Origin of the sequence: Candidatus Thioglobus sp. NP1 (assembly GCF_003326015.1) — a bacterium.
Lineage (GTDB): Bacteria > Pseudomonadota > Gammaproteobacteria > PS1 > Pseudothioglobaceae > Pseudothioglobus > Pseudothioglobus singularis_A.
Genome location: NZ_CP023860.1, coordinates 1555473 through 1580130 on the forward strand (window position 1 = coordinate 1555473; position 24658 = coordinate 1580130).

A 24658-nucleotide genomic window follows, 5' to 3' on the forward strand; every position below is an offset into this window, starting at 1 on the left:
TTATTTTAATGTTAAAAATCGAATTTATTCACCCTAAATTTTATCCAACCTGGATATTAATTCTACTAATGCGAATTGGAGTTTTTATTCCTTTTCAATTTCAAGTCATTCTTGGTAAGGTAATCGGTAAGTTAATCTATCCTTTTATGAAAAAATTACGGAAAACTGCATACTCTAATATCTCCAATTGTTTTCCTGAGAAAAAACAGCCACAGGTTACTTTGCTTGTTAAACAACACTTTGATGCAATTGGGATTAGTCTTTTTGAGACTGCAAATGCCTATTATGGAAGCGATAGAAAAATTAAAAAATTATTATCTATTAGTAATAAACATTTCTTCTCTGATGCCCTTAAGGATGAAGGAGGAATAATCTTACTATGCTCACATTTTATGCCACTAATGCTAGGAAGCCGTGCTTTACTTCTTGAAAATACTATTGCTAATGTTTATCGACCTCAAAATAATAAATTATTTGACAAAGTTATGGTTAAAGGATATACAAGAAATGGTGCTGTAATGATTAAAAGTAAAGATACAAGGTCAATCTTAAAGGCAATTAAAAATAGTCTTCCAATCTGGTATGCTCCCGACCAAGATCTAGGAATCAATAATAGTGTTTTTGCACCTTTATTTGGAATAGAAACTGCGACAGCTTCTGCAACAGCAAGACTTGCAAAAAATAATAATACTAGAGTTATTCCATACAGTTTTATAAGAACTAAACATGGCTATGAAATGTCATTTGACAAACCAATTAAAAACTATCCCTCTAATGATCCTATTAAGGATGCAACAACAACCAATAAAATTCTAGAAAATCAAATAATTAAAGCTCCTGAGCAATATTTATGGATTCATCGTCGCTTTAAAACAAGGCCTGATGGTCAAGAAAATTTTTATAATGATATGTAATAATATCCCATTAGAAATAGAACAATTCAAAAAATTAGCGTATAATTCATTTTTTTATTTTTAATCACATATAACATCTTATTATGTCAATTGATACACAAGCGATTATTAAAGAATACCAAAAAGACGCCTCTGATACTGGCTCAGTTGATGTTCAGGTTGCCCTATTAACAGCTAGAATTAAACATTTAACAGAGCATTTTCAGACTCATAAAAAAGATCATCACTCTAGAAGAGGTCTGCTTCGTTTAGTATCTCAGCGTAAAAAATTACTTACTTATATTAAGAATAGTGATATCAATTCATATGCAAATTTAATTTCACGCTTAGGTTTAAGAAAATAAGTGATAAGCTGGAATTAATAAAAGCCCCTATTTTGGGGCTTTTTTTTTGTTTTCAGATTAAAATAGCATTATGGAACTATCAGCTAATTACCAAAAAATATCTGAACTCAAAGAACGTTTGAGTGTTTTATCAATGCATTTAGTTGTTGATGAGAAGAGAGATCGCTTAGATGAGGTAAGACTTGAGTTAGAAAATTCTGAAATTTGGTCTGATCCAGATAAAGCTCAATCTCTAGGGAAAGAAAAGGTTAAGTTAGAAAATCTTTGCAAAGCATTTTCCCAATCTTCAAGCATTCTAAATGATGCAAAAGAGTTACTTGTTTTGTCTGAAAGTGAAAATGATGAAGATGCTGTAAATGGAATAATTTTTGATTTAAATGAAATAGAAAAAATAATTTCTCAATATGAGTTTGAGAGAATGTTTAGTGGTGAAATGGATCAAAATTCTGCTTATCTTGATATCCAATCAGGTTCAGGTGGAACAGAAGCACAAGATTGGGCTGAAATGATATTAAGAATGTATTTACGGTGGGGCGAAAAACATAACTTCAAAGTCAAACTGATGGAGGTTTCTCCTGGAGAAGTTGCTGGAATAAAATCTGCGACAATACATTTTGATGGATCTTATGCATTTGGTTGGCTTCGAAGCGAAATAGGAATTCATCGCTTAGTTAGAAAGTCGCCTTATAATGCCAATGGGAAAAGGCATACCTCATTTTCATCAGTATTTGTTTCTCCAGAAGTTGATGATGAAATTGATATAGATATTAACCCCTCTGAACTTCGTATTGACACTTATCGAGCATCGGGTGCAGGTGGTCAGCATGTTAATAAAACTGAGTCTGCAGTTAGAATTACACATTTACCAACTTCCACTGTGGTTCAGTGTCAAGATGGAAGATCGCAACATGCTAACAAAGACCAAGCAATGAAGCAATTAAAATCAAAACTTTATGAACTTGAAATGCAGAAAAGAAATAGCGAAAAACAAGATCTTGAGGACTTAAAATCTGATATCGGATGGGGTCATCAGATTCGCTCATATGTCCTTGATCAATCTCGTATTAAAGATTTACGAACGGGCATCGAAAGTAGTAATACTCAAGACGTTCTTGATGGCAATTTAGATCAATTTATAGAGGCAAGTTTAAAAGCAGGACTATAAAAATTAAGCTTCATATATTCAAGATGCATTGGTAAAATTGATTTTATAAGGAATATTGGCTTAAAAAACTATATGAGTGCTTTAGATAAAATCCAATTTAATGATAAGGGTCTCGTACCTGTTGTTACTCAAGATTTCTCATCTAATGAGATTCTAATGATGGCTTGGATGAATAAAGAAGCGCTAACACTCTCAGTAAAAACTAAAAAGGCGGTTTACTTCTCAAGATCTAGGGAAAAACTCTGGTTCAAAGGTGAAGAGTCTGGGAATACTCAGCAAATAATTGAAATTTTTACTGACTGTGATAAGGATGTAATTTTGCTAAAGGTCAATCAAAAAGGTGGCATTGCCTGTCACACTGGTCGTGCTAATTGTTTTTTTAATAAGCTAGAAAATGATAAATGGATAAGTATTTCAGAAGTCATAAAGGATCCTAAAGAAATATATGGATAAAATTCTACAAGCTATAGAGAAGATTCTTGAAGATAGAAAATCAGCTTCAAAAGATAATTCATATGTTGCCTCTTTATACAATCAAGGTACAAATAAAATTTTAGAAAAGATTAGTGAAGAATCAGAAGAAGTAATAATGGCTGCAAAAAATGAAGGTAAAGAAGAAATTATTCATGAGGTTGCTGACCTTTGGTTTCATAGTTTAGTTTTACTTCGACATAAAAATATTAGCATAGAGGAAATTGAGTCTGAGCTCGCAAAAAGATTTGGAATATCTGGTCTTGAAGAAAAGGCCTCCAGAAGTTGATAGTGAAATATACTTTTAACTTTACTCGAGTAACTCTACAGCACTTATAACACCTTCAGAAACTTCAGCAATCCTTTTATTTTTATCCATTGCCATCTTTCTAAGCATTTGGTAAGCTTCATCTTCAGTGATTTTTTTATGCTTCATTAATAGGCCTTTGGCTTTTTCTACTGCTTTTCTCTCAGCTAACTGACTTCGAGTCGCATCCAGTTCATCCTTAAGTGCTTGGAACTCCCTGAATCGGGCAATTGCTACATCAATTATTGGCTGAACTCTCTTCTCTTCCAAGCCATCAACAATATAAGCATTAACTCCAGATTTAACAGCTGTGCCTGTCATTTCTTCTCCTGAGCTTTCAGTAAACATAACAATAGGCTTTGGTTTAGTTTTATTAACATCTCTGAGATTAGCAAAAACTGCTTCATCTGGAATATCTGCGTTGACTATTACAACATCGGCATGTGTAATTTCATTACTAACAGCAAGATTAGAGCTACCCTCTAAACGACTTATAACCTCATGACCCTTATCTTGAAGAGCACGACGCAGAATTGCTGATCGCCCCATATTTTCATCGACTAATATAATTTTAAGTGCAGTTTGTTTCATAATATTCAACTTTTTTTCATCTGTGATATTTTATGTCTTTTAATTATAACTTAACAAGTTTTTGGAGATATTCTGCTTCAGAAAGAATTTCAACTCCATATTTTTCAGCAGCTTTTATTTTTGATTGACCAACATTCTCACCAATAATTAATAAATCAGTTTTTGAACTAACACTTGACCCTACAATCGCGCCAAAAGCTTTTGCTTGTTTTTGTAACTCTGCTCGAGAACTACTCATTGATCCAGTAAAAACAATTTTTTTATTATGATATAGGTTATCACTAGTGTAAGTCTCACCTAATATAAGTGTTTTTTCTAACTCGAAACCATCTTTAATTAAATTCTCATATTGAGGCTTGATGTTAAGAAGACCATTAAATATTAACTCTGCTGTTAATTCAGCAAATCCATCAATATTTGAGATATCGTCTACTGATAAATCAAAGACTTTATCAAGTGGGTAGTTTTTCAATAAATTTTCACAATTTCCCATTCCTAATCTTAAAACACCAAACGCGGCCAAGAATCGCCAATCCTCAATACTTTCTTGTCGTGATCGAATTAATTGGTTAATTAGATTTTGAGAGGTTTTTTCGCCAAAACCCATTGATACTAAATTAAATTCAGTTAATTTATAAATATCGCCAACATTTCTAATACCTTCATCATATAGCTTTTGAATTGTAGCTTCACCAAATCCATCATTGTTAGCAAGTACTTTATAAAAATATATAATTTTTCCAATAATTTGATCTTTACAGGTCTCATGATTAAGACACATTAAAAAATCAGATTCCCACGTTAAATTTTCATCACAACTTGGACACTTTGATGGAATTTCTGCCTTGACAGATCTTATGACTTTATTTATTTTTGGAATTACTAAGCCACTTCGAGTTAACTCAATAATACTTCCAGAGCCTAAGCCTTGTTCCTTCACAAGACCATAATGATGACCAGAAGCTCGGTATATGGTTGCTCCACTAAGTTGGGTGGGTTCTAGCTCTGCAACGGGTGTTATCTTTCCAGTTCTTCCAACTTGTGCAGTTACTGATAAGACCTTAACTTGTGCTTTTTCTTTATTTTCTTTAAAAGCTATTTGCCAGCGATGAAATTTTCTATTAGATCCCATATGCGATTTAAGCTCAGAATTTACTATTTCAAAGACTACCCCATCAATATCAAAATCAACACCACTCTCTAAATCACTTACGATAGAATTGAAATTATTTGTAAATTCACTAATACTTCCAGCCCAAAAAGGTAACTGGCTAAAAGGGACAAATAAAGCCGCTTCATTAGCAATAGCATCTTTAGCAAACTGATCTAATTCTTTTTCTTTTATTAAACTTGCTTGAAAGTTTCTTGGATACTCAAAATGCCCACTAAGATGTTTTTCAAAATAGCTTCTTTTAACAACAATTTCTCCAGGTCCCTGACCTCTATGACTATTATTAAAAGTTCCAAGCCCTCTATCAAATACTCTAGTTATATCACTGCCTTTATTTCCATCACCTCTGGTATAAAGTTTATTACCATCATCAAATCCCGCAAAACCATCTAATTTAGCGGTACCTTTAATTTGAATATTATCAAGTGAGAAATTTATTTCCTCTGAAAACTTCCTAATCCTTTCTAGCCATTTATTAACTTCCTCCCAACTGTATGCCTTATCAGTGGAAAGCATTTTCTCAGGAAGTTTAATTTTTTCTTCTGAAAAGCCTACATTTTCATCTTCAACTTTTTGCAAAAAAGGATGGTCTGGAAGTCTTTTTGATAGCTCAAGAGCATATATAAAATCATAATCCTCATCACTAATAATAGGGCTTCCATCCCTGTATCTTTGGTTTGCAAATTTACAAAATTCAAGTAAATCTTCATCCGTTAAATCACTTATCAGAATTCTCTGATTAGTAATATCTTGAATTTGTATGTTGGTAAGCATGATTTAAATAAAATCTAGCTATAAATTATAAGAGGATTAAAACTTTGAAGCAATTTGATTGAAAAGTTCAAAACTATAAGTTATTGTATCATCTTCATGTTCTTCTTCTAAATCAACAAAATAAATATAAGTTGATAGTTCGCCAACTTCTCTCACAATCAACTGATATGTCTTCACAGAAGAGGCTGTGTTTAAAAGTCTAGAGAAATACCCAGAATATGGCTCAACTTGAATGAAGTAACTACCCTCAATTGAGTCTCTATCCTCTATATCAATATTTAGCTCATCAAGAGCCCAACCAAGATAACGCCATGACTGATCTTTATCATGAGGGAAATTAAGACTGGCATAGCCATTATCAGAGGTCTCTACTGAAACAATTACTTCATTAATAAAATTATTCGATTGTATTTTTTCAATAGCCCCTTCTCTATCATTTCCTAGAAACACCATTAGCGTTAATAACATTTCTGTCTCAAGCTCAACATCTTTTTCTCTTGGTTGCCATTTTCTCATTGCACCATCAATAACCTCGCCAATTGATGAAAGAGTCAAATAAACTTCAGACTTATTTTGATCCTCTAATGGTTCAATTCGAACTCGATATTTATCAGCTATCGGAAGGCCATATTGTGTTTGCAAAACTTTTGCTAAACCAGCACGAATAGCACCAAGCGATTTATCTGGAACTACTGTTTCTATCTCAAGGTAATCAGTTTCTAAAATACCAATTTTTTGATTTTCTTTTTCAATCTTGAAATTATAAGATCTAAAAAATTCTTTGGTGAGGCTCCAAACTTCTTCTGGAGGAAGATCTACAACAAGCCAACGTCTATATTTATCACGTTTTACTTCAACGTTTTGAATTCTTTGAGCAACATTATTATCATCACTTAATATAACAACTTCAGTGAAAGCACCCTTTGAACTTGGTGCCGTTAAATCTGGAGGAATTACTAATGAATCAACTTTTTCATCAGCCTCATAATTCATTACTCGATTACCTAGACTAATTTCCTTGACTGGATCAGTAATTTTAGAACAGCTTGCAATCAAAAAGCTTATCATAATAATAGTTAGATAATTGATATTTTTCATGCTAAATTTAATTCCTCTAAGTCACGCTCAATAATTGATTTGAACTCATTAGATAATTCTAATAATGGAAGTCTAATTCCTTTGCCACATTTTCCCATTTTGTGAAGAGCCCATTTAACAGGAATTGGGTTAGACTCAATAAACAAATTTTTATGAAGCTTATAAATCTTACTATTTAATTCTATAGCTTTATCAGACTGTCCAGATATAGCTGCTAAGTATACCTTTTGTAGTTCTTTAGGGACTATATTTGCAGTTACTGAAATACCACCATGCCCACCAGAAATAAGAAAATCAACAGCAGTAGCATCATCTCCAGTTAATAATAAAAAATCTTCTGGACACTTTTTAACTAATTGCTTTATGACTGATAAATCACCTGTAGCATCCTTAATTCCAATAATATTATCAATTTCTGCAAGTCTAGCAGTTGTTTCTACAGTCATATTTACTGCAGTTCTTCCTGGAACATTATAAAGAAGCTGATCAATTGCAACACTTTCAGCGATTGACTTGAAGTGTTGGAAAAGACCTTCTTGAGTTGGCTTATTATAATAAGGGGTTACTAATAAACATGCATCAGCACCAAGCCGTTTAGCTTCCTTAGTAAGGTCTATTGCTTCAGATGTAGAATTAGCACCTGTACCAGCAATAATTGGAATCCTTTGGGATGAATATTTAATAGTGTGGTCAATGATTTTGAGATGCTCTTTAACTCCAACAGTTGCAGACTCTCCAGTAGTTCCAACAGAAACTATTGCTGTTGTTCCAGCATCTATATGAAAATCAATTAATTGATTGAGAGCATCATAATCCACAACTCCATCATCAAACATTGGAGTAATTAATGCAACACTTGAACCTATAAATGAGTGTTTATTTTTCATAAAAAAACTAATAAAATATACCTATAATTATATACGATTGGCCCTTCAAAAACAATTCTACTGATGCTTTATATTGATTGTTTTACTTAGCTAATAAGTCGGGTCTTTTCTGCCTTGTCTTTTTGAGTGACTGTTCAATACGCCATGCATCAATTTTTGCCTGATTACCACTTAAAAGCACTTCAGGTACTTGTTGTCCATCTAATTCGTCAGGCCTAGTATAGTAAGGATAATCAAGTAAATCATCAGTGAATGAGTCTTTTAAAGATGCAGCATTTCCCAAAACATTAGGCAATCGACGACTTATTGCATCAATAACTACCATAGCAGCTAACTCACCTCCACTAATTACGTAATCCCCAATAGAAATCTCATAATCAATATCATTCTCAATAATCCTTTCATCAACACCTTCATATCTTCCACAAAGCATGGTTAAAGATTCAAAATTTGCTAATTCTTCTACCAATTTTTGATCTAACTTTTGGCCTTGAGGAGACAAGTAGATAACTTTAGTATCTGAATTTTTCTTCTTAATCTCTTTAATACAATTCCTTATTGGCTCAACCTGCATAACCATGCCAGAACCGCCGCCATAGGGCTTATCATCAACATTTTTATATTTATTAGCGCTAAAGTCTCTGAGTTGCCATGTATTAATTTCAATGATTGACTTCTTTAATGCCCTTGCAATGATGCCTTCATCCTTGATAGCAGAAAACATTTCAGGAAAGAGGGTTATAACATCAAATTTCATTTGCAATGAAAGTTACACAAGTATGTTCGTAAGCACTTGATAATAAATCTCACTTAAATCATCAAGATCCTCAGCTAAAACACATTCATTAATCTGATGAATAGTTGCGTTAATTGGCCCAAGTTCTACAACTTGTGTGCCTTCTTGAGCAATAAATCTCCCATCAGAGGTTCCCCCAGAGGTTGAGAGCTCAGGCTGAATTCCTTTAGTAGCATGAATCGCATCAACACATGCAGAAACTAGTTTTCCTTGAGGAGTCAAAAATGGATATCCAGAATGAGACCAAGTAATTTCATAATTAAGATTATGACTGTCTAAAATATTATTAACTGTTTGCTGTAACTCTTCTTTAGTTGTCTCTGTTGAATATCTAAAATTAAACATAACTTCAATTTCACCAGGAATGATATTAGTTACTCGCTGACCAGAATGAATATTTGAAATTTGAAAAGAGGTTGCAGGAAAATAATCGTTACCACTATCCCATTTTTGATTACATAAATCATTCAATGCAGGTGTAATAATATGATTAGGGTTTTCAGCTAATTGAGGATATGCAATATGGCCTTGCTTTCCTTTTACTTTTAAAACACCATTTAATGATCCTCTTCTTCCATTTTTAATAACGTCTCCAAGGACAGAGGAAGATGAAGGTTCGCCTAGTAAGCAATAATCTATCTTTTGGTTATTTTCTTTAAGGTAATCCATAACCTTAGTAGTTCCATTAATTGCCACTCCCTCTTCATCAGAAGTTATTAAAAAAGCAATTATGCCGTTATGATTTGGATTTTTTTTAATATACTGTTCTGTTGCAGTAACCATTGAAGCAAGCCCACCTTTCATATCTGCAGCACCCCGACCATACAAAAAGCCATCTTTTATGGTTGGCTCAAATGGCTCAGTATTCCATGCATTAGTATCACCAGCAGGAACAACATCGGTATGTCCAGCAAAAGCGAATAGAGGGCCACTATTTCCATGGATTGCCCAGAAATTATCAACATCATCAAACTTAAGCTGCTTGATTGTAAAACCAATTTTTTTTAGTCGATCGATCATGATTGTTTGACAACCATTATCATCAGGTGTGACTGATGCTTTACTTATAAGTGATTTTGCTAGTTCTATTGTTTGACTCATAGTTGTTATTTTACTTGTAAATTTGAAATTGTTTCTAGAGCCTCCTCAATAATTCCTCTATCGGGGTGACTATCTGGCATTATGTAGAGTGCCTTTTCCCAATAATCCCTTGCTAAGTCAAAATTTGCTTCTTGTGCTGCTACAATTCCAGCGAAATATAGTACTTGTTCTGACTGAGGACTGATGGTAAGAGCTTTTTCAATTAGCTCTTTGGGGGCCCCAATAAAAGCACCATCTTGATTTAAGGATAATGCAGTTGCATATTGGAGAAGTAAATCAATATCATTAGAATTAATTTTAAAGGCATTTTCAAATGAAATAATAGAGTCATCCACATCACCAATTCCAGCCTGGGCCATTCCAAGCATCAGCCATGCTGAAAAATCATCTGGATTTTCAACCAAATATTCTTTCAATGCATCAAGACTTTCATCCATACTAAATGACTCTGAAGAATTATCTGATGCATTTGGAATAATTTTTGGTGCTAATTGAGAATATAGAGATAATGAGATTATTGCAATAAATACTGCAATTGAGATGACCCATATAAGAGGTTTAATTTCAAAGTTTTTAGACTCATTACTTTTCAATTCTGATGCTAAAGTACCAATAATCTCATTCTCAGCCTCTTTAAAATATTGTTCCTCAATTAGACCAATAGATTTATCTGATATTAATTCATTTTGTCTTTGCTTATTAATCTGAATATTTGAATCATCATCACTAAGGGTTTCCTTTATGGGTCTATAAAGAAACCAAGATATGAAGAGAATCGATATTACAATCATTAAAATGATTTGCCAGCTAAAGATCATGATTTAGCCCTTAAAAAGTAACGTCTATCAATTGCTGCAAATAGTGCTCCTAAAGCAATCATTAAGCCACCCAGCCATATCCATCTGACAAGTGGTTTATAGTATATTCTTACACTCCAAGAATTTTCAACTAGCTCCTCACCTAAAGCCACATAAAGATCTCTAGCTAGAGAGGGATGAATCGAAGCTTCTGTCATAGGCATACCACTTTGATAATAACGCTTCTCTGGCATAAGTGTCGTTACCTCTTTACCATCTTTAAATACCGTTATATTGCCCATAAAGCCAGCATAATTATCTCTTTGATATCGATTTACCCCATTGAATACAAAGTCATAACCTGCAATATTTTGCGTCTCACCAAAACTCATTTTGATATCTTTTTCAATTCCCATTTGAGTTGTTACAGTAGCGCCCAGTGTAAAAACTGCAATCCCTAAATGGGCAATAAGCATCCCAATAAAGGCGAATGAAAAAACTGATTTAGATCTCATTCGAGCAATTAATAAAACCATAACGTGAACCAACATCCAAATAAAGAGTCCAATAGCAATTAGGACAAAAATATTATCTGTAACAAAGATTCTTGCAATTAATATTAGAGCAAGAATACCTAACCAGTGAAGACGAAGATGAGATGAGACCCTCTTTAATGTATCTTTCTTCCAGCGTACAAAAGGGAAAATTGCCATTAAGACAACTGCTGGCAACATAATTGGAATAAAAACTGCATTAAAGTATGGCACACCTACAGATATTTTTCCAAGATTTAAAGTATCAAGAATTAGTGGATAAAGTGTTCCTAGTAAAACGCTAAGCATGGCTGTTACAAGCAGTATGTTATTTATGAGAAGACCCGTTTCTCTTGAAAATAAAGATATAGGATTACTTTTTTGTAATAAGTTATAGCGCCATGCATATAAAGCTAAAGAGCCGCCTATGACTATAAATAAAAATATTAAGATAAATAACCCTCTTGCAGGATCTGTTGCAAAAGCGTGGACTGATGTAAGCACTCCAGAACGAACTAAAAAAGTTCCTAATAAGCTTAATGAAAAACCACCTATACAAAGTAATACAGTCCACTTTCTTAAAATTCCTCTTTTTTCACTAACACTTAGTGAATGAATAAGCGCAGTAGCAATCAACCAAGGCATAAATGATGCATTTTCAACAGGATCCCAAAACCACCATCCTCCCCAACCGAGTTCATAGTATGCCCACCAACTACCAAGTGTTATACCAATGGTCAAGAAGGCCCATGAAATAAGCGTCCATGGCCTAGTCCATCTCAACCAGGAACTATCAAGCTGCCCTCTAATTAATGCAGCTATAACAAATGCAAATGGAACCGCTAAACCAACATATCCCATATATAGCATTGGAGGATGAACTGCTAGTCCAAAATCTTGTAGAAGTGGATTAAGCTCTCGACCCTCTAATGGAGGAATCATTAGACGCTCAAAAGGATTTGATGTATATAGTAAAAAAAGTAAGAAGCCAAAGTTTACTGCGCCTAACACAATGAGAATTAAATTTAGTAAATTTGAAGGTATTCGCTTTGAAAAAATACTGACTGCAGTGCTCCATATTGAAAGAACAAATACCCATAAAAGCAAAGAGCCCTCATGTGCTCCCCAAACTGCTGATGCTTTGAACAAAATTGGAAGCTGAGAATTTGAGTTATCTGCAACATACTTTACTGAAAAATCATTTGTTAGAAAAGCATTCATTAATACAAAGAATGCAACTCCAATCCAAAAAAATTGCCCCCAAACTAGTGGTTTAGCGAGTTGTGAAAGGGACGCTTTATTCTGATAAATTCCAATTGAAGGGACTACAATCAAAATTACTGAAATAACCAGTGCTAGAACAAGTGCAAAATGTCCAACCTCTATCAACATATAGCCGTACTTTTATTGTGTTTTTTAGAGCTAATATTTTACAGGATTTCTTATGTTTAATCCTAATAGACGTTGTTAAATTAAAAAGGAATATCCCAAAAAATATTTATATGACTGACTACTCACTCATAATAAGATATAATTATTCAAAATTGAAACATGGAGGCATACTTGGAAATTCTTTTTACAATACTTAATATCACTAAATATCTGATTTACATTCTAATAGCAATTGCTATTGTTATATTTATTTTTCTCAAAGTATCACCAGCTTTTGGAGGTATTCCAGATGATAAAGCACAAAAAACTATTGAAGATTCTCAAAATTTTATTGAAGGAAAGTTCAAAAATATAAAAACAAACTATACTAACTTTCGTTCTTCAGAAAAAAAAGCAACTTTCAAGGATTGGTTCTCTCCACCTAAAGATAAAAATCCATTAAAGCCACTTCCAACAATAAAATTTAAAGGCAAAGACTTAATTGAAGGAAAGTTTGTTTGGCTTGGCCACTCTACCCTTCTTATGAACACAGAGGGCTTAGTAGTAATGACTGATCCAGTGTTTAATAGAGCATCTCCACTGCCATCATTTAACTCTAAAAGTAAAAGCAACTTCTTCAATGGAAAGCCATTTGAATTTGAAAATCCAATATTAATTGATGACCTTCCAAAGGTTGATGTTGTTCTCATTTCTCATGATCACTATGATCACCTTGACTCAAAAGCAATTAAAGATTTATCTGGCCTAGTAGATTATTTTATTGTGCCCTTAGGAGTTGGAGCTCATCTAGAAAGATGGGGGGTAAATAAAAATAAAATTACTGAGCTCGACTGGTATGAGAGTAATAACTATAAAAATATTGAATTTACCTTTACGCCTTCACTTCACTTTAGTGGTCGAGGAGTGTTCAATGGAAACTCGACGTTATGGGGCTCTTGGATAGTTAAATCAAAATCATTAAGTGCATATTTCAGTGGTGATGGAGGATACTCAGAGACATTTAAAAAATTAGGTAATGAATATGGTCCTTTTGACATTGCCTTTATCGAGAGTGGTGCTTACAACATAGACTGGTCAAATGTTCACATGTTTCCTGATGAATCTGTTCAAGCCAGTATCGACTTAAAAGCAGAAGTCCTTTTTCCAATCCATTGGTCTAAATTTGATTTATCGATTCATCCATGGGATGAGCCAATCATTCGAATTACTAAGGAAGCTGCGAAAAAGAACGTCAACATTGCAACCCCAATGATTGGTGAAGTATTTGAACTAACCAACCTACCAAATAACCCTTGGTGGGAAAAACTTAGAAATTAAATTAAAATATTTAAGGAAAAAAATGAAAAAAGAAAATTGGAACGAATCAAATATCCCTGATCAATCAGGGAAAATTTTTATAGTAACTGGACCAACGAGTGGCCTTGGTAAAGAATCAATTAAAGTTCTTGTTCGAAAAAACGCAACCATCATTATGGCTGCTAGAAATATTAAAAAATCTAATTCTATAAAAAAAGAAATTCTTGCTGAAAATAAAAATGCAAAGATAGATATTCAAGAGCTAGATTTATCAAGCCTCGAATCAGTCAATAATTTCTCAATATCTATAAACAAAAAATACAAAGCACTAGACTGCCTTATCAATAACGCTGGCATAATGGCCTGCCCTTATTCAAAAACAAGAGATGGATTTGAGATCCAGATGGGCACGAATCATTTAGGTCATTTTGCTTTAACAGGTCAACTAATATCTCTACTCAAAAAGACGCCAAATTCAAGAGTTGTAAATGTAGCTAGTATTGCTCACACCTCTGGAAATATTGATTTTGATGATCTTAATTGGGAAAAAAGAAAATATAAAACCTGGAGCGCCTATGCTGACACTAAACTAGCAAATTTATATTTCACCTATGAACTATCTCGTAAACTTGGTCAGGATAAAGGAAGTCCAATGGTATTAGCTTCACATCCAGGGTGGACTGCTACAGATCTTCAGAGGCATTCTGGTATGGCAAATTTTATGAATATTTTTCTTGGACAGAAAGTTATGGTAGGGGCTCTTGGAGGTCTTAGAGCAGCTACTGATCCAACTGCCAAGTCAGATAATTATTTTGGCTCTCCATCAATGGGCGGTATGAAAGGTTACCCTGTATTAGTTAAATCAAATGATTTATCATATAATGTAGATAATGCAAAAAAACTTTGGAAGCTATCTGAAGAACTAACTGGAGTGAGTTACTCTATTGACTAAAAAATAATGCTCTCAACCAAAGATAAAATCTATCAAAGCGCTCTAGAACTGTTTGCTAGTCAAGGTATTCAAGCGACTTCAACTGCGCAAATTAGCAAAAAAGCAGGGGTTGCCTCTGGAACGCTGTTTGTGCACTTTAAATCAAAGCAAGAGCTTATTGATACAATATACATAAGCATTAAAAAAAATGCTTTTTCTGACTTAAATGACAATATGCCTGACAATTCAAGCATTGAACTTAAGTTCAAAGAAGCGTCTCGAAAAATTATTGAGTATTTTTCAAATAACTACAATGAATTTATCTTTTTAGGTTTAGTTGATATCGACCCAATGGTTTCTGAAGAGGCAAGAGCAATAGGCTTCAAAAATTTTGAAAAATCAATGACTGAGATGAAACTTTTCTTTAAAGAAGGTTATTTTAGAGATATTGATTTTGACCTACTCTTTCAAATAAGTTGGTCAGCAACTGAAACTATCATAAAAAACTTAAAATTAAGAAATCTTACGAAGCCAAGTGAGAGCGAACTTAATGTAATCTGGGATATTATGAAAAAGAGCTCCTGAGAGCTCTTTATAAAGTTGTATGGTGCGGAGAGAGAGACTCGAACTCTCACGTCTTGCGACACTGGAACCTAAATCCAGCGTGTCTACCAATTCCACCACCCCCGCGAAGATTTTGAATTATACCCAATTATTAAAGTTTTTAAAGCTGAAGTGTTTTTTTGACGAATGGAATGGAGATTGCTTGTTTAGACTGAAGTGATAATTTATCTAAATCATTAATTACTGATAATAAAACTTTCAGATCACGAGAATAGTTTTTAAATAAATATTTATAGACCTTGGAGTCTATAGTTAGGTTTCTTTCACTCATCTGATTATTTAAAACAACCATAGTAGAATCATCATCAAGAATATCAAGCTTAAAAACTACAGCTAAACTAAGGCGAGTCTTCATATCTTTCATGATATTTAGATTACTTGGAAGAAAATTACCACTAACCACGATAGTTATATTTTTAGCCTGTCTTGCTCTGTTATAAAAATCAAAAAATAAATCTTGATTAGTATTATTAATGAAATTAATATTATCAATGCTGATCAACTTAAATTCATCTACAGAATCAAGAATATGCTCAGGAAACGAATCATTACAATCAATATAAATTGCATTTTTCCCATCATTAAGAGCCCTTATTACGGCACCTTGTAGTAGATGAGTTTTTCCAAGACCCTCTTCTCCATAGACATAGATTTCTGATGCTTCATTATTATATGAAATACTATTAATATAATTTATTAGCTCACTATTACCAATGAAATTATCCAGTAACATTTTTGAATTAAGTGAGATTGGAAGGCCAAGTTGATTCATTTTTTAGCCTCTTGTAGGATAAACTTTTTGATCCAAAGCCACATATAATCTGCTCCACTAAGGCCAGTAGAAGTAGCAATGACTATATACAACATATCTTTAAAGGTATTTAATTCTATATAAATCTGCATAACTAGCAGAAAGAGAATTAATGCAATCTGAAGAACGGTATTGAACTTACTTATTAGAGTTGGCTCTAGTAGCTCAGTACTCTCATTCATTTCTCCCAAAAAATATCCTAGTGCGCCAGCAACTATAATAATATCACGGACAAAAATTAATAATAATAGCCATAAAGGGAGAATACCCACCCAATATAAACCTAGAAAGGTACTGGCTAATAATATTTTATCTGCCATGGGATCCAATATTGAACCCAATCTTGACTGAAAAGAAAACTGTTTAGCGATCCAACCGTCTAAAGCATCAGTAATCCCTGCAAATAAAAATAGCATCAATGTTAAAAGATACTGCTCTTTTAATAGCGCTATAACGATGGGAACTGTTAAAATTATGCGTATTATAGAAAGTGCATTAGGTAGCATTGAGAAGCTCATTACTATGTCTACTTTAATTGATTTTTTTAGAACTTAATTATACGGAAAAATTAAGATGTCATCATTAACTTATAAGGACTCAGGAGTTGATATTACTAAAGGTAATAAGCTTATTGAGAAAATTAAACCAATTGCAAAATCAACTCTAAGACCTGGAGTTTTAAATGGTTTGGGTAGTTTTGGAGCAATGTTTGAAATCCCTCTTAATAAATATAAAAATCCAGTTTTAGTCTCTGGCACAGACGGTGTAGGAACAAAGCTGATGGTTGCAGAAATGCTTAATAAGCATGATTCTATTGGTATTGATTTAGTTGCAATGTGTGTTAATGATCTTATAGTGCAAGGGGCTGAACCTTTATTTTTCTTAGATTATTATGCAACTGGCTCTTTAAATACTGAAATTGCAACTTCAGTTATTTCTGGAATTGGAGAAGGCTGCATACGATCTGGATGTTCCCTAATTGGTGGTGAAACTGCAGAAATGCCTGGCATGTATAAGGGTGAAGAGTATGACTTAGCAGGTTTTTGTGTAGGCATTGTTGAAAAAGATAATATTATTGATGGCTCTAAAGTTTCAGTTGGGGATCAAGTCATTGCTCTAGGCTCTTCTGGTCCTCACTCAAACGGCTATTCACTTATTCGAAAAGTTTTAGAAAAAACTACGCCAAGCTCTGAGCAACTTAAAGCTATTTTAGAGCCAACAAGGATTTACGTTAAATCTATACTCTCATTAAATAAAAGTCATCCTATACATGCAATATCTCATATTACAGGTGGTGGCCTTCTTGAAAATATTCCTAGAGTTCTGCCAAAGAATTTAGCAGCAAAACTAAATTCAAACTCATGGAAGACTCCTGAAATTTTTAATTGGATTCAGGATCAAGGAAAAATTGACACTAATGAAATGTATAGAGTTTTAAACTGTGGAGTGGGAATGATCGTTATTGTTCCTAAAGAATCCCTAGATGATTCAATAAAATTATTAAATTCTAATGGTGAAGATTCATGGTTGATTGGGGAAATTGTTAGTTCAGACGGAAATCAAGTTTTAATTTAAAATTATGAGAGCTGTAATTCTCATTTCAGGAAATGGTTCTAATTTGCAATCCATCATTGACAGTTCAGATAAAATTAATTTGAAAATCTGCTGTATATTAAGTAATAAAGAAAATGCTTTTGGCTTGATTAGAGCTAAAAATGCTCAAATAAATTTTAGTTTTATTGATCCATTATTATTTGAATCAAAGCTTACTTATGATCAAGAACTTATTTCAATTATTGATAGCTATGAAGCTGAATTAATTATTTTAGCAGGATATATGAGAATCCTATCAGGCCCTTTCATAACTAGATACTTTGGGAAAATTTTAAATATCCATCCATCCCTACTTCCAAAATATCCTGGATTAGATACGCATCAGCGCGCAATTGATAACCGTGAAAATGAACATGGGGCTTCTGTTCATTTTGTCACCAAGAAACTTGATGGAGGCCCAGTAATCTGTCAAGAACTCGTCACGGTTGAATCTTCAGATGATGCAGAAACACTCTCCTCAAAAGTTCTCAAAAAAGAGCATATTCTCTACCCAAGAGTCATTCATTGGTATACTCAAAATAGACTTAAGCTTATAGATGAAAATACGGTTACTCTAGATGGAAATATATTATGAATAAAGTAATAATCCTAATTATTAGTTTTTTAATATCATCAAATATTTTAGCACTTACTCCTTATCAAGGTAGTTATGATCTATATGCAGATACAAAAATGGGGAATCTAAATATTGGCACTGCAGTATTAACTCTAAAAATAAATAATAATCAATTTGAATTTAATACAGAGGCAAAAACTGAATCTTTATGGAAGGCATTATATGACTACTCAAGATTAGAGACTAGCATTGGCAATGAAATTGATGGAGAAATAATTAATACTTACTTTAGTGTTATTGAAAAAATCAAAGATGATGTAAAAAAGAATTATGAAATTAATATCATTACTGATAAAAATTATGCAATATCTAGTAATGGAGAGGAATTTGAAATTAAACCTGGACTTCTAGTCGACCAACTCAGTGTCTACCTAGCACTTTCAAACAATATCCAAAAAAACCCTGATCTAAGAGAATTTACTTATCAAGTGGTTGATCAAGATGGAGTGAAATATCTTAATTTTCTAGTTGAAGGCTCTGAAACTATAGTTATTAATGAAAATGAAATTGAAACTGTTAAAGTTTTCTGTGAAGATCTTAAATTAACACTAAATCTCTCAATTCATGATAATCTACAGCCTGTAAAAATTCATAAAATTAATGGTAAAACTGAATTTACAATGGTTCTCAAGGAATTTACAGAAAACTTTTAAAGATGTTTTTTAAGAAATTGCCCTGTAAATGATTGAGGGGCCTCTGAAACCTCCTCTGGAGTTCCAAATGCAATTATTTCACCACCTTTATTGCCTCCCTCTGGACCAAGATCGACAATCCAGTCTGCAGTCTTAATAACATCAAGATTATGCTCAATAATTACAATCGTATTATTGCGCTCTCTTAGCCTGAAAATAACCGAAAGCAACTGCTTAATATCATGAAAATGAAGACCACTGGTTGGCTCATCTAGAATATATAATGTTTGGCCAGTATCGGATTTTGAAAGTTCTTTTGCAAGCTTTATACGCTGAGCTTCACCCCCAGACAATGTTGTTGCATTTTGACCAAGTGTTATGTAAGAAAGACCAACATCCATTAAAGTTTGAATTTTTTGCTTGATTTTTGGTAATGCATGAAAAAACTCTAATGCATCCTCAACAGTCATATTAAGAACATCTGAAATAGACTTGCCCTTATATTTAATTTCTAAGGTTTCTCTGTTATACCTATGCCCATTACACACATCACATGAAACGTAGACATCAGGAAGGAAGTGCATTTCAACTTTAATTAACCCATCACCCTTACATGCCTCACAACGACCACCTCTAACATTAAAACTAAAACGACCAGATTTATAACCACGGGAACGAGACTCTAAGGTAAGGGCAAATAAATCTCTAATCAAAGTAAAGACTCCAGTATAAGTTGCAGGATTAGATCTAGGAGTTCGACCTATTGGACTTTGATTAATATTCACTACTTTATCAAATAGATCCATTCCCTTTACTTCTTTAAAGGGTGCTATGTCAGTTTGGGCATTATTTAGAGTTTGTGCAGCTAATTCATACAAAGTATTATTTATAAGTGTAGATTTACCAGAGCCTGAAACTCCTGTAATACAAGTTAGGACTCCAACAGGAATTGATAGATCAACATTCTTTAAATTATTGCCACTAGCGCCTGAAATAGTCAACCAACCAGATGCTTTTTTTCTTTCTTTTGGAGTGGAAATCTCTTGTCGGCCACTTAAATAATCCCCAGTAAGGGATTTTGCATTGTTAATTACGTCTATAGGTGGTCCCATTGCAACAATTTCTCCACCATGAATTCCGGCGCCTGGTCCAATATCAATAACATAGTCAGCCTGCCTAATTGCCTCTTCATCATGCTCTACCACAATTACAGTATTCCCAAGATCTCTCAAATAAATTAGTGTATCTAATAATTTTTGATTGTCTCTTTGATGCAGGCCAATTGATGGCTCATCCAATACATACAAAACTCCTATTAATCCTGCACCAATTTGTGATGCCAACCTAATACGCTGAGCTTCTCCTCCAGAAAGTGAATTAGCCTTCCTTTCTAAATTAAGATAATCTAAACCAACATTTATTAAAAAATTTAATCTTTGTGAAATTTCATTTAAGATCTTACTTGCAATTTCACCTCGCTGACCTTTTAGCTCAAGAGAATTAAAAAAATCAAATACCTGATCAATCGTTAGCTTTGTTAAATCTGAAATATTCTTACTATCTATAAAGACATTCCTTGCAGATTGATTTAATCTATCGCCATTACATGATGCGCAAGGCTTACTTAATACATATCTTGATAAATCTTCCCTGACTGAACGAATTTCACTTTCTTCATAACGGCGCATCATTCTAGGGATAATTCCTTCAAAAGGTTTTTTCTTACTTGTCCATCCTCTTCTTCCCTTGATTTTGGAAAAATCAATCACCTGACTTCCACTTCCATAAAGAACTATTTTTTTATGCTCATCTTTTAATTCATTAAATGGAACAGAAATACTAAAATTATAGAAATTACCAACCAAATTTAGCATTTGATAAAAGTAAGCATTATTTTTACTCCACCCATAAACAGCACCATCTTCTAAACTTAATTCTGGATTTGCAACAACTCTATTTTCATCAAAAACATCTTTAACACCAAGACCATCACATGTCTCACAAGCTCCAGCTGGATTATTAAAAGAAAATAACCGAGGTTCTAACTCATTTAAGGAATAGCCACAATGCACACAAGAAAACTTAGCAGAGAATGTTAATTCTTTAAAGCCAGCGTCAGTTTCCATTGGACAAACTACTGCTATTCCAGAACTCATATTTAGAGAAGTTTCAAGAGACTCTGATAATCTTGAGGCAATATCTTGACGAACTTTAAGCCTGTCAATAACTATTTCAATAGTATGATTTTTATTTCCATCAAGCTCAGAAAGTTCTTCAAGATATATTATATCTCCATCAATCCTAGCTCTAAGAAAGCCCTCATTTGCAAGCTCCTGTAATAACTTTTGATGACTTCCTTTTCGATTCTTTACAATTGGAGCAAGAATCATAATTTTTTCATCTTCTGGAAGTTTTAGAATATCATCAACCATTTGAGAAATAGTTTGAGATTGGAGGTCAGTTCCATGTTCTGGACATTTAGGTATCCCTACGCGTGCAAAAAGTAATCTTAAATAATCGTAAATTTCAGTTATTGTTCCAACAGTTGAGCGTGGATTATGAGAAGTAGCTTTTTGCTCGATTGATATGGCCGGAGAAAGACCTTCAATATGATCAACATCTGGCTTTTCCATTAATGATAAAAATTGCCTAGCATATGCTGATAATGACTCAACATATCTACGTTGGCCTTCAGCATAGATAGTATCAAAAGCTAGTGATGATTTACCGGAGCCAGAAAGCCCAGTAATTACAACAAGTTTGTTTCTTGGAAGGTTGACATCAATATTCTTTAAATTATGGACTCTAGCGCCACGTATACTTATTAAATCCATAAACCCTGTAATTTTATGACAGACAAAGGGTTTATTATACTCATGCCTTGTGTAAAATCACAATTTTGTATTGAATTCTAAGCTAATGGCCTCTTACCAAAGAATATTATTAAAACTCAGTGGAGAAGCACTTGCAAGTGACTCTAAAAATATTGATTCAGAGATGCTTAAAAAAGTTGTTAACGTTGTTCAATCAGCTTCAGAACTTGGAGTCGAAATAGCAATTGTTATTGGTGGAGGAAACATTTATCGGGGCGCCAATCTTACTAGTTCTGGCATGAATAAGATAACTGGTGATCACATAGGAATGCTTGCTACTGTAATGAATGCTCTTGCAATATCAGATGCATTCGATAGTCATAAAATCCCTTCCATAGTAATGTCAGGTTTTTCAATTGGTGGTGGCGTTTGTGATTCTTTTGATTATAAAAAAGCTGATAAGGCTCTTTCTGAAGGAAAGATAGTTATCTTTTCTGCTGGTACAGGAAGTCCTTGCTTCACAACTGATACTGCAGCAGCCCTTAGGGCTATAGAAATTGGTGCAGATATAGTATTTAAAGCAACTAAAGTGGATGGCATTTATTCAAGTGATCCAGAGCTTGATTCAAGTGCTATTAAATTTGACTCACTCAGTTTTGATACTGCAATTAAAAAGAATTTAAAAATCATGGATACTTCAGCCTTTGCTTTATGTAAAGAAAATAATATAAAAATTTGTGTTTTTAGCATGTTTGAAGATAACTATACTTTGGCTAATATATTAAATGGTCATTCAATTGGAACCATAGTAAGTGAAAAAGGAGATTAAAAATGGTTAAAGAAATTATTGAAGATGCAAAGAGCCGAATGACTAAGTCCATTCAATCACTTGAGGGAAATTTTAGTAAGATTCGTGCTGGGAGAGCCCATCCATCCTTACTTGAACAAATTAGTGTTGAGTATTATGGTGCTCAAGTTCCCCTCTCTCAAGTTTCAAATATAAATGCTGAAGATTCAAGGACTCTCAAAGTAGCTCCATGGGAAAAAGACATGGTTGGGCCTATTGAAAAAGCAATTTTAACTTCTGATTTAGGATTGAATCCAACCACAATGGGACAAATTATCCGTATTCCACTTCCTCCTTTAACTGAAGAAAGACGTAAAGAATTAGCGCGAGTAGTTAAAGATGAAGCTGAAAATTCAAAGATTGCAATTAGAAATATCCGTAGAGATGCAATCTCAGACTTTAGAGAGTTACTAAAAGAGAAGGAAATATCAGAGGACGAATCTCACCGAGCAGAAGAAGATATGCAAAAAATTACTGATCAACATATCGACTTAATTGATAAATCTCTAAACGATAAAGAAAATTCACTTCTAGAAATCTAATTACCTCTTAGAGCCTACACAATCTATATATTCTTGCCACCTATTTGCGCTGAATTCAGTCCCATTAGTTACTTCAGGTCCTACATTATATAAATAGCCTCCGGTAAGTGCTTTTTTGAAAAGCTCAATATTTTTTTCAGATAAGCCTAAGTTTGCTTTACAGAAGTCATGAATAGCAACAGTTACAATTTCTCCTGAAATTGCCCCTACAAACTCTTCATCTAGAAGTTTTGAAGATGCTTCTTTTATAAGTTCAACAGCTATAGTTGGTTGAAATTCACTTGAAAGTTTATATTCGTCTAACTTAAGAAGAAGATCATCAAGGATTTTCGAAACCCTTTGATCATATATTAGCTTAGCTCTATAAGCAGCAGTTGCAGCAGCAGCAGCAGCTCTCTCATCTTCTAATTTCTGTTGGAAAGCAGCAAGTGCCATTTCTCTTTCAATTTCAGCCATCATTTGTTGGGCAGCTAACTCAGCTTCAAGTTGAGCCTCAAAAGCAGCAAGTTCTGCCTCAATAAGTGAGTCTCTATAAGCAGCAGTTGCAGCGGCAGCGGCAGCTTTTTCATCAGCTAGTTTTTGTTGGAAAGCAGCAAGGGCCATTTCTCTTTCAATTTCAGCCATCATTTCAGCAGAAGCCTCATCAGCAAGAAGTTTTGCTTCAAAAGCTGCAATTTCTTTTTCTGTTTCAAGTTGTGCCATACGAGCTGCAATTTCAGCATCACGTGCCACCTTAGATTGATATACAGCAGTTGAAGCAGCAGCATCAGCTCTCTCATCTTCTAATTTTTGTTGAAAAGCAGCAAGAGCTGTCTCTCTCTCAATTTCTGCCATAAGTTCATCTGAAGCTTGATCGGCAAGAAGTTTTGCTTCGAAAGCTGCAATTTCTTTTTCGACCATAAGTTCGGCCATACGAGCAGCCATTTCAGCTTCACGCGCTAACTTAGATTGGTAAACAGCAGTTGATGCTGCAGCAGCAGCTCTTTCATCTTCAAGCTTCTGTTGGAAAGCAGCAAGGGCTATTTCTCTTTCAATTTCAGCCATCATTTGTTGGGCAGCTATTCTGGCTTTATTTGCAGCATCAGAATCAGCAAAGATAAAGATCATCTGCTCAGGATTATCTTCTATTGAGACAATAGATTCTGAACAAGGAACTATAAGATCATACACAAACTCTTTGATAGAGGATATTCCTCCATTTTTTCCAGAAATCTTATCATCAATTAAAAATGATTTAAAACCAGTTGTAGCATTTTGATAATATATTAGTTTATTTGAATCTTTATCAAAAGAGGAAGTAATTGCTCTGGCATTTCTTGAACTAATTACTACATCACCTTTGATAAATATAGCATTACCAGTCAAAATCATAGCTGATGTAGGTGAATTATTTTCTAAGGAATTTGACTCAGATTGATCTGAACATGGTTTATATTCTTCATTAATAACAATCTCTAGATTCTCTTGCAATAGCGACTCATCTAAATTATCTTCTGCAAAAACATTTATTGAAATTAAACAAATTAATAGTGCAGGATTTAAGCCAATTATAAAATTATTTTTCATAAATTTATTATAAATAAAAAACCCA

Annotated in this window: 25 protein-coding genes and 1 tRNA gene; 13 read left to right on the forward strand and 13 right to left on the reverse strand. The window is 33.6% G+C overall.

Translation table 11 applies throughout. The features are described 5' to 3' along the window. The first annotated feature begins 8 nt into the window (after positions 1–8). From lpxL to CRN91_RS07995, 5 genes are all read left to right on the forward strand, one after another. Positions 9–914 carry an LpxL/LpxP family Kdo(2)-lipid IV(A) lauroyl/palmitoleoyl acyltransferase gene (gene lpxL, locus CRN91_RS07975; protein ID WP_114115899.1) on the forward strand — a complete coding sequence of 302 codons (906 nt, stop codon included), beginning with the start codon at positions 9–11 and terminating at the stop codon, positions 912–914. An 83-nt stretch (positions 915–997) separates the two neighbouring features. Beyond that, entirely contained in the window at positions 998–1258 is a 261-nt protein-coding gene (rpsO, locus tag CRN91_RS07980) for a 30S ribosomal protein S15 (protein WP_114115900.1), read from the forward strand. Between the two features lie 70 nt (positions 1259–1328). Next, positions 1329–2423 (forward strand): peptide chain release factor 2, encoded by a 1095-nt coding sequence (gene prfB, locus CRN91_RS07985; RefSeq protein WP_114115901.1) that lies wholly within the window; start codon positions 1329–1331, stop codon positions 2421–2423. Between the two features lie 72 nt (positions 2424–2495). Continuing rightward, a complete protein-coding gene (gene hisI, locus CRN91_RS07990; RefSeq protein WP_114115902.1) occupies positions 2496–2876 on the forward strand; it encodes a phosphoribosyl-AMP cyclohydrolase in 381 nt (126 codons plus the stop codon). Beyond that, positions 2869–3183, forward strand: a complete 315-nt coding sequence (locus tag CRN91_RS07995; RefSeq protein WP_114115903.1) for a phosphoribosyl-ATP diphosphatase — start codon at positions 2869–2871, stop codon at positions 3181–3183. The genes hisI and CRN91_RS07995 overlap by 8 nt, the downstream gene beginning before the upstream one ends. A gap of 21 nt (positions 3184–3204) precedes the next feature. Here the strand turns inward: CRN91_RS07995 and CRN91_RS08000 are convergent, their stop codons facing one another. From CRN91_RS08000 to CRN91_RS08035, 8 genes are all read right to left on the reverse strand, one after another. Beyond that, the gene (locus CRN91_RS08000; RefSeq protein WP_114115904.1) at positions 3205–3792 is read right to left on the reverse strand and encodes an ANTAR domain-containing response regulator; all 588 of its coding nucleotides are present in this window, start codon (positions 3790–3792) and stop codon (positions 3205–3207) included. A 43-nt stretch (positions 3793–3835) separates the two neighbouring features. Next, positions 3836–5737 carry a BRCT domain-containing protein gene (locus CRN91_RS08005; protein WP_114115905.1) on the reverse strand — a complete coding sequence of 634 codons (1902 nt, stop codon included), beginning with the start codon at positions 5735–5737 and terminating at the stop codon, positions 3836–3838. Positions 5738–5773: 36 nt separating this feature from the next. After that, a complete protein-coding gene (gene bamC, locus CRN91_RS08010) occupies positions 5774–6835 on the reverse strand; it encodes an NlpB/DapX family lipoprotein (RefSeq protein WP_114115906.1) in 1062 nt (353 codons plus the stop codon). Then, positions 6832–7722: a 4-hydroxy-tetrahydrodipicolinate synthase gene (dapA, locus tag CRN91_RS08015; protein ID WP_114115907.1), complete on the reverse strand. Its 891-nt coding sequence runs from the start codon at positions 7720–7722 to the stop codon at positions 6832–6834. The genes bamC and dapA overlap by 4 nt, the downstream gene beginning before the upstream one ends. A gap of 82 nt (positions 7723–7804) precedes the next feature. After that, positions 7805–8479 carry a tRNA (guanosine(37)-N1)-methyltransferase TrmD gene (gene trmD / locus CRN91_RS08020; protein ID WP_114115908.1) on the reverse strand — a complete coding sequence of 225 codons (675 nt, stop codon included), beginning with the start codon at positions 8477–8479 and terminating at the stop codon, positions 7805–7807. A 12-nt stretch (positions 8480–8491) separates the two neighbouring features. Further along, positions 8492–9619, reverse strand: coding sequence for a succinyl-diaminopimelate desuccinylase (gene dapE / locus CRN91_RS08025; RefSeq protein WP_114115909.1), 1128 nt, complete (start codon positions 9617–9619; stop codon positions 8492–8494). A 5-nt stretch (positions 9620–9624) separates the two neighbouring features. Then, on the reverse strand, positions 9625–10410 hold the full coding sequence (gene ccmI, locus CRN91_RS08030; RefSeq protein WP_114116089.1) for a c-type cytochrome biogenesis protein CcmI: 786 nt from the start codon (positions 10408–10410) through the stop codon (positions 9625–9627). 23 nt (positions 10411–10433) lie between these two features. Then, positions 10434–12341 carry a heme lyase CcmF/NrfE family subunit gene (locus CRN91_RS08035; protein WP_114115910.1) on the reverse strand — a complete coding sequence of 636 codons (1908 nt, stop codon included), beginning with the start codon at positions 12339–12341 and terminating at the stop codon, positions 10434–10436. A gap of 171 nt (positions 12342–12512) precedes the next feature. On the opposite strand from CRN91_RS08035, the gene CRN91_RS08040 reads away from it, so the two are divergent. The 3 genes from CRN91_RS08040 to CRN91_RS08050 are packed head-to-tail and all read left to right on the forward strand — an operon-like array spanning position 12513 to position 15153. After that, positions 12513–13658, forward strand: coding sequence for an MBL fold metallo-hydrolase (locus CRN91_RS08040; RefSeq protein ID WP_114116090.1), 1146 nt, complete (start codon positions 12513–12515; stop codon positions 13656–13658). A 22-nt stretch (positions 13659–13680) separates the two neighbouring features. Continuing rightward, on the forward strand, positions 13681–14589 hold the full coding sequence (locus CRN91_RS08045; RefSeq protein ID WP_114115911.1) for an oxidoreductase: 909 nt from the start codon (positions 13681–13683) through the stop codon (positions 14587–14589). 6 nt (positions 14590–14595) lie between these two features. Beyond that, positions 14596–15153 carry a TetR/AcrR family transcriptional regulator gene (locus CRN91_RS08050; protein ID WP_114115912.1) on the forward strand — a complete coding sequence of 186 codons (558 nt, stop codon included), beginning with the start codon at positions 14596–14598 and terminating at the stop codon, positions 15151–15153. Between the two features lie 20 nt (positions 15154–15173). Here CRN91_RS08050 and CRN91_RS08055 read toward each other — a convergent pair. From CRN91_RS08055 to CRN91_RS08065, 3 genes are all read right to left on the reverse strand, one after another. Then, positions 15174–15258: transfer RNA gene (locus CRN91_RS08055), tRNA-Leu, on the reverse strand. Positions 15259–15292: 34 nt separating this feature from the next. Further along, positions 15293–15964 (reverse strand): HdaA/DnaA family protein, encoded by a 672-nt coding sequence (locus CRN91_RS08060; protein WP_114115913.1) that lies wholly within the window; start codon positions 15962–15964, stop codon positions 15293–15295. Continuing rightward, complete coding sequence (locus tag CRN91_RS08065; protein ID WP_114115914.1) at positions 15961–16521, reverse strand: CDP-alcohol phosphatidyltransferase family protein; 561 nt, start codon at positions 16519–16521, stop codon at positions 15961–15963. Before CRN91_RS08065 ends, CRN91_RS08060 begins: the two co-directional genes overlap by 4 nt. A gap of 55 nt (positions 16522–16576) precedes the next feature. On the opposite strand from CRN91_RS08065, the gene purM reads away from it, so the two are divergent. From purM to CRN91_RS08080, 3 genes are read left to right on the forward strand one after another with little or no spacing between them, the layout of a single operon-like run. After that, positions 16577–17578, forward strand: a complete 1002-nt coding sequence (gene purM, locus CRN91_RS08070; protein ID WP_114115915.1) for a phosphoribosylformylglycinamidine cyclo-ligase — start codon at positions 16577–16579, stop codon at positions 17576–17578. A gap of 4 nt (positions 17579–17582) precedes the next feature. Then, the gene (gene purN, locus CRN91_RS08075) at positions 17583–18191 is read left to right on the forward strand and encodes a phosphoribosylglycinamide formyltransferase (protein WP_114115916.1); all 609 of its coding nucleotides are present in this window, start codon (positions 17583–17585) and stop codon (positions 18189–18191) included. After that, positions 18188–18886, forward strand: a complete 699-nt coding sequence (locus CRN91_RS08080; protein WP_114115917.1) for a DUF3108 domain-containing protein — start codon at positions 18188–18190, stop codon at positions 18884–18886. The genes purN and CRN91_RS08080 overlap by 4 nt, the downstream gene beginning before the upstream one ends. Here the strand turns inward: CRN91_RS08080 and uvrA are convergent. Beyond that, positions 18883–21699 carry an excinuclease ABC subunit UvrA gene (gene uvrA / locus CRN91_RS08085; protein ID WP_114115918.1) on the reverse strand — a complete coding sequence of 939 codons (2817 nt, stop codon included), beginning with the start codon at positions 21697–21699 and terminating at the stop codon, positions 18883–18885. The two genes, CRN91_RS08080 and uvrA, sit on opposite strands and share 4 nt — an antisense overlap. 85 nt (positions 21700–21784) lie before the next feature. Here uvrA and pyrH point away from each other — a divergent pair, with 85 nt between their 5' ends. After that, a complete protein-coding gene (gene pyrH, locus CRN91_RS08090) occupies positions 21785–22507 on the forward strand; it encodes a UMP kinase (protein ID WP_114115919.1) in 723 nt (240 codons plus the stop codon). A gap of 2 nt (positions 22508–22509) precedes the next feature. Then, positions 22510–23067 (forward strand): ribosome recycling factor, encoded by a 558-nt coding sequence (gene frr / locus CRN91_RS08095; RefSeq protein ID WP_114115920.1) that lies wholly within the window; start codon positions 22510–22512, stop codon positions 23065–23067. Here the strand turns inward: frr and CRN91_RS08100 are convergent, their stop codons facing one another. Next, complete coding sequence (locus tag CRN91_RS08100) at positions 23068–24633, reverse strand: coiled-coil domain-containing protein (protein ID WP_114115921.1); 1566 nt, start codon at positions 24631–24633, stop codon at positions 23068–23070. Positions 24634–24658 lie beyond the last annotated feature (25 nt).

What these genes read in the sequence shown, in the direction of transcription:
- dapA (WP_114115907.1), bottom strand. Translation starts at nt 7,722, where the DNA reads ATGAAAAATAAACACTCATTTATAGGTTCAAGTGTTGCATTAATTACT.
- CRN91_RS08005 (WP_114115905.1), bottom strand. Translation starts at nt 5,737, where the DNA reads ATGCTTACCAACATACAAATTCAAGATATTACTAATCAGAGAATTCTG.
- hisI (WP_114115902.1), top strand. Translation starts at nt 2,496, where the DNA reads ATGAGTGCTTTAGATAAAATCCAATTTAATGATAAGGGTCTCGTACCT.
- uvrA (WP_114115918.1), bottom strand. Translation starts at nt 21,699, where the DNA reads ATGGATTTAATAAGTATACGTGGCGCTAGAGTCCATAATTTAAAGAAT.
- CRN91_RS08060 (WP_114115913.1), bottom strand. Translation starts at nt 15,964, where the DNA reads ATGAATCAACTTGGCCTTCCAATCTCACTTAATTCAAAAATGTTACTG.
- CRN91_RS08080 (WP_114115917.1), top strand. Translation starts at nt 18,188, where the DNA reads ATGAATAAAGTAATAATCCTAATTATTAGTTTTTTAATATCATCAAAT.
- CRN91_RS08035 (WP_114115910.1), bottom strand. Translation starts at nt 12,341, where the DNA reads ATGTTGATAGAGGTTGGACATTTTGCACTTGTTCTAGCACTGGTTATT.
- ccmI (WP_114116089.1), bottom strand. Translation starts at nt 10,410, where the DNA reads ATGATTGTAATATCGATTCTCTTCATATCTTGGTTTCTTTATAGACCC.
- purM (WP_114115915.1), top strand. Translation starts at nt 16,577, where the DNA reads ATGTCATCATTAACTTATAAGGACTCAGGAGTTGATATTACTAAAGGT.
- prfB (WP_114115901.1), top strand. Translation starts at nt 1,329, where the DNA reads ATGGAACTATCAGCTAATTACCAAAAAATATCTGAACTCAAAGAACGT.
- purN (WP_114115916.1), top strand. Translation starts at nt 17,583, where the DNA reads ATGAGAGCTGTAATTCTCATTTCAGGAAATGGTTCTAATTTGCAATCC.
- bamC (WP_114115906.1), bottom strand. Translation starts at nt 6,835, where the DNA reads ATGAAAAATATCAATTATCTAACTATTATTATGATAAGCTTTTTGATT.
- CRN91_RS08100 (WP_114115921.1), bottom strand. Translation starts at nt 24,633, where the DNA reads ATGAAAAATAATTTTATAATTGGCTTAAATCCTGCACTATTAATTTGT.
- rpsO (WP_114115900.1), top strand. Translation starts at nt 998, where the DNA reads ATGTCAATTGATACACAAGCGATTATTAAAGAATACCAAAAAGACGCC.
- pyrH (WP_114115919.1), top strand. Translation starts at nt 21,785, where the DNA reads ATGGCCTCTTACCAAAGAATATTATTAAAACTCAGTGGAGAAGCACTT.
- CRN91_RS08050 (WP_114115912.1), top strand. Translation starts at nt 14,596, where the DNA reads ATGCTCTCAACCAAAGATAAAATCTATCAAAGCGCTCTAGAACTGTTT.
- CRN91_RS08065 (WP_114115914.1), bottom strand. Translation starts at nt 16,521, where the DNA reads ATGAGCTTCTCAATGCTACCTAATGCACTTTCTATAATACGCATAATT.
- CRN91_RS08000 (WP_114115904.1), bottom strand. Translation starts at nt 3,792, where the DNA reads ATGAAACAAACTGCACTTAAAATTATATTAGTCGATGAAAATATGGGG.
- lpxL (WP_114115899.1), top strand. Translation starts at nt 9, where the DNA reads ATGTTAAAAATCGAATTTATTCACCCTAAATTTTATCCAACCTGGATA.
- frr (WP_114115920.1), top strand. Translation starts at nt 22,510, where the DNA reads ATGGTTAAAGAAATTATTGAAGATGCAAAGAGCCGAATGACTAAGTCC.
- CRN91_RS08045 (WP_114115911.1), top strand. Translation starts at nt 13,681, where the DNA reads ATGAAAAAAGAAAATTGGAACGAATCAAATATCCCTGATCAATCAGGG.
- trmD (WP_114115908.1), bottom strand. Translation starts at nt 8,479, where the DNA reads ATGAAATTTGATGTTATAACCCTCTTTCCTGAAATGTTTTCTGCTATC.
- dapE (WP_114115909.1), bottom strand. Translation starts at nt 9,619, where the DNA reads ATGAGTCAAACAATAGAACTAGCAAAATCACTTATAAGTAAAGCATCA.
- CRN91_RS07995 (WP_114115903.1), top strand. Translation starts at nt 2,869, where the DNA reads ATGGATAAAATTCTACAAGCTATAGAGAAGATTCTTGAAGATAGAAAA.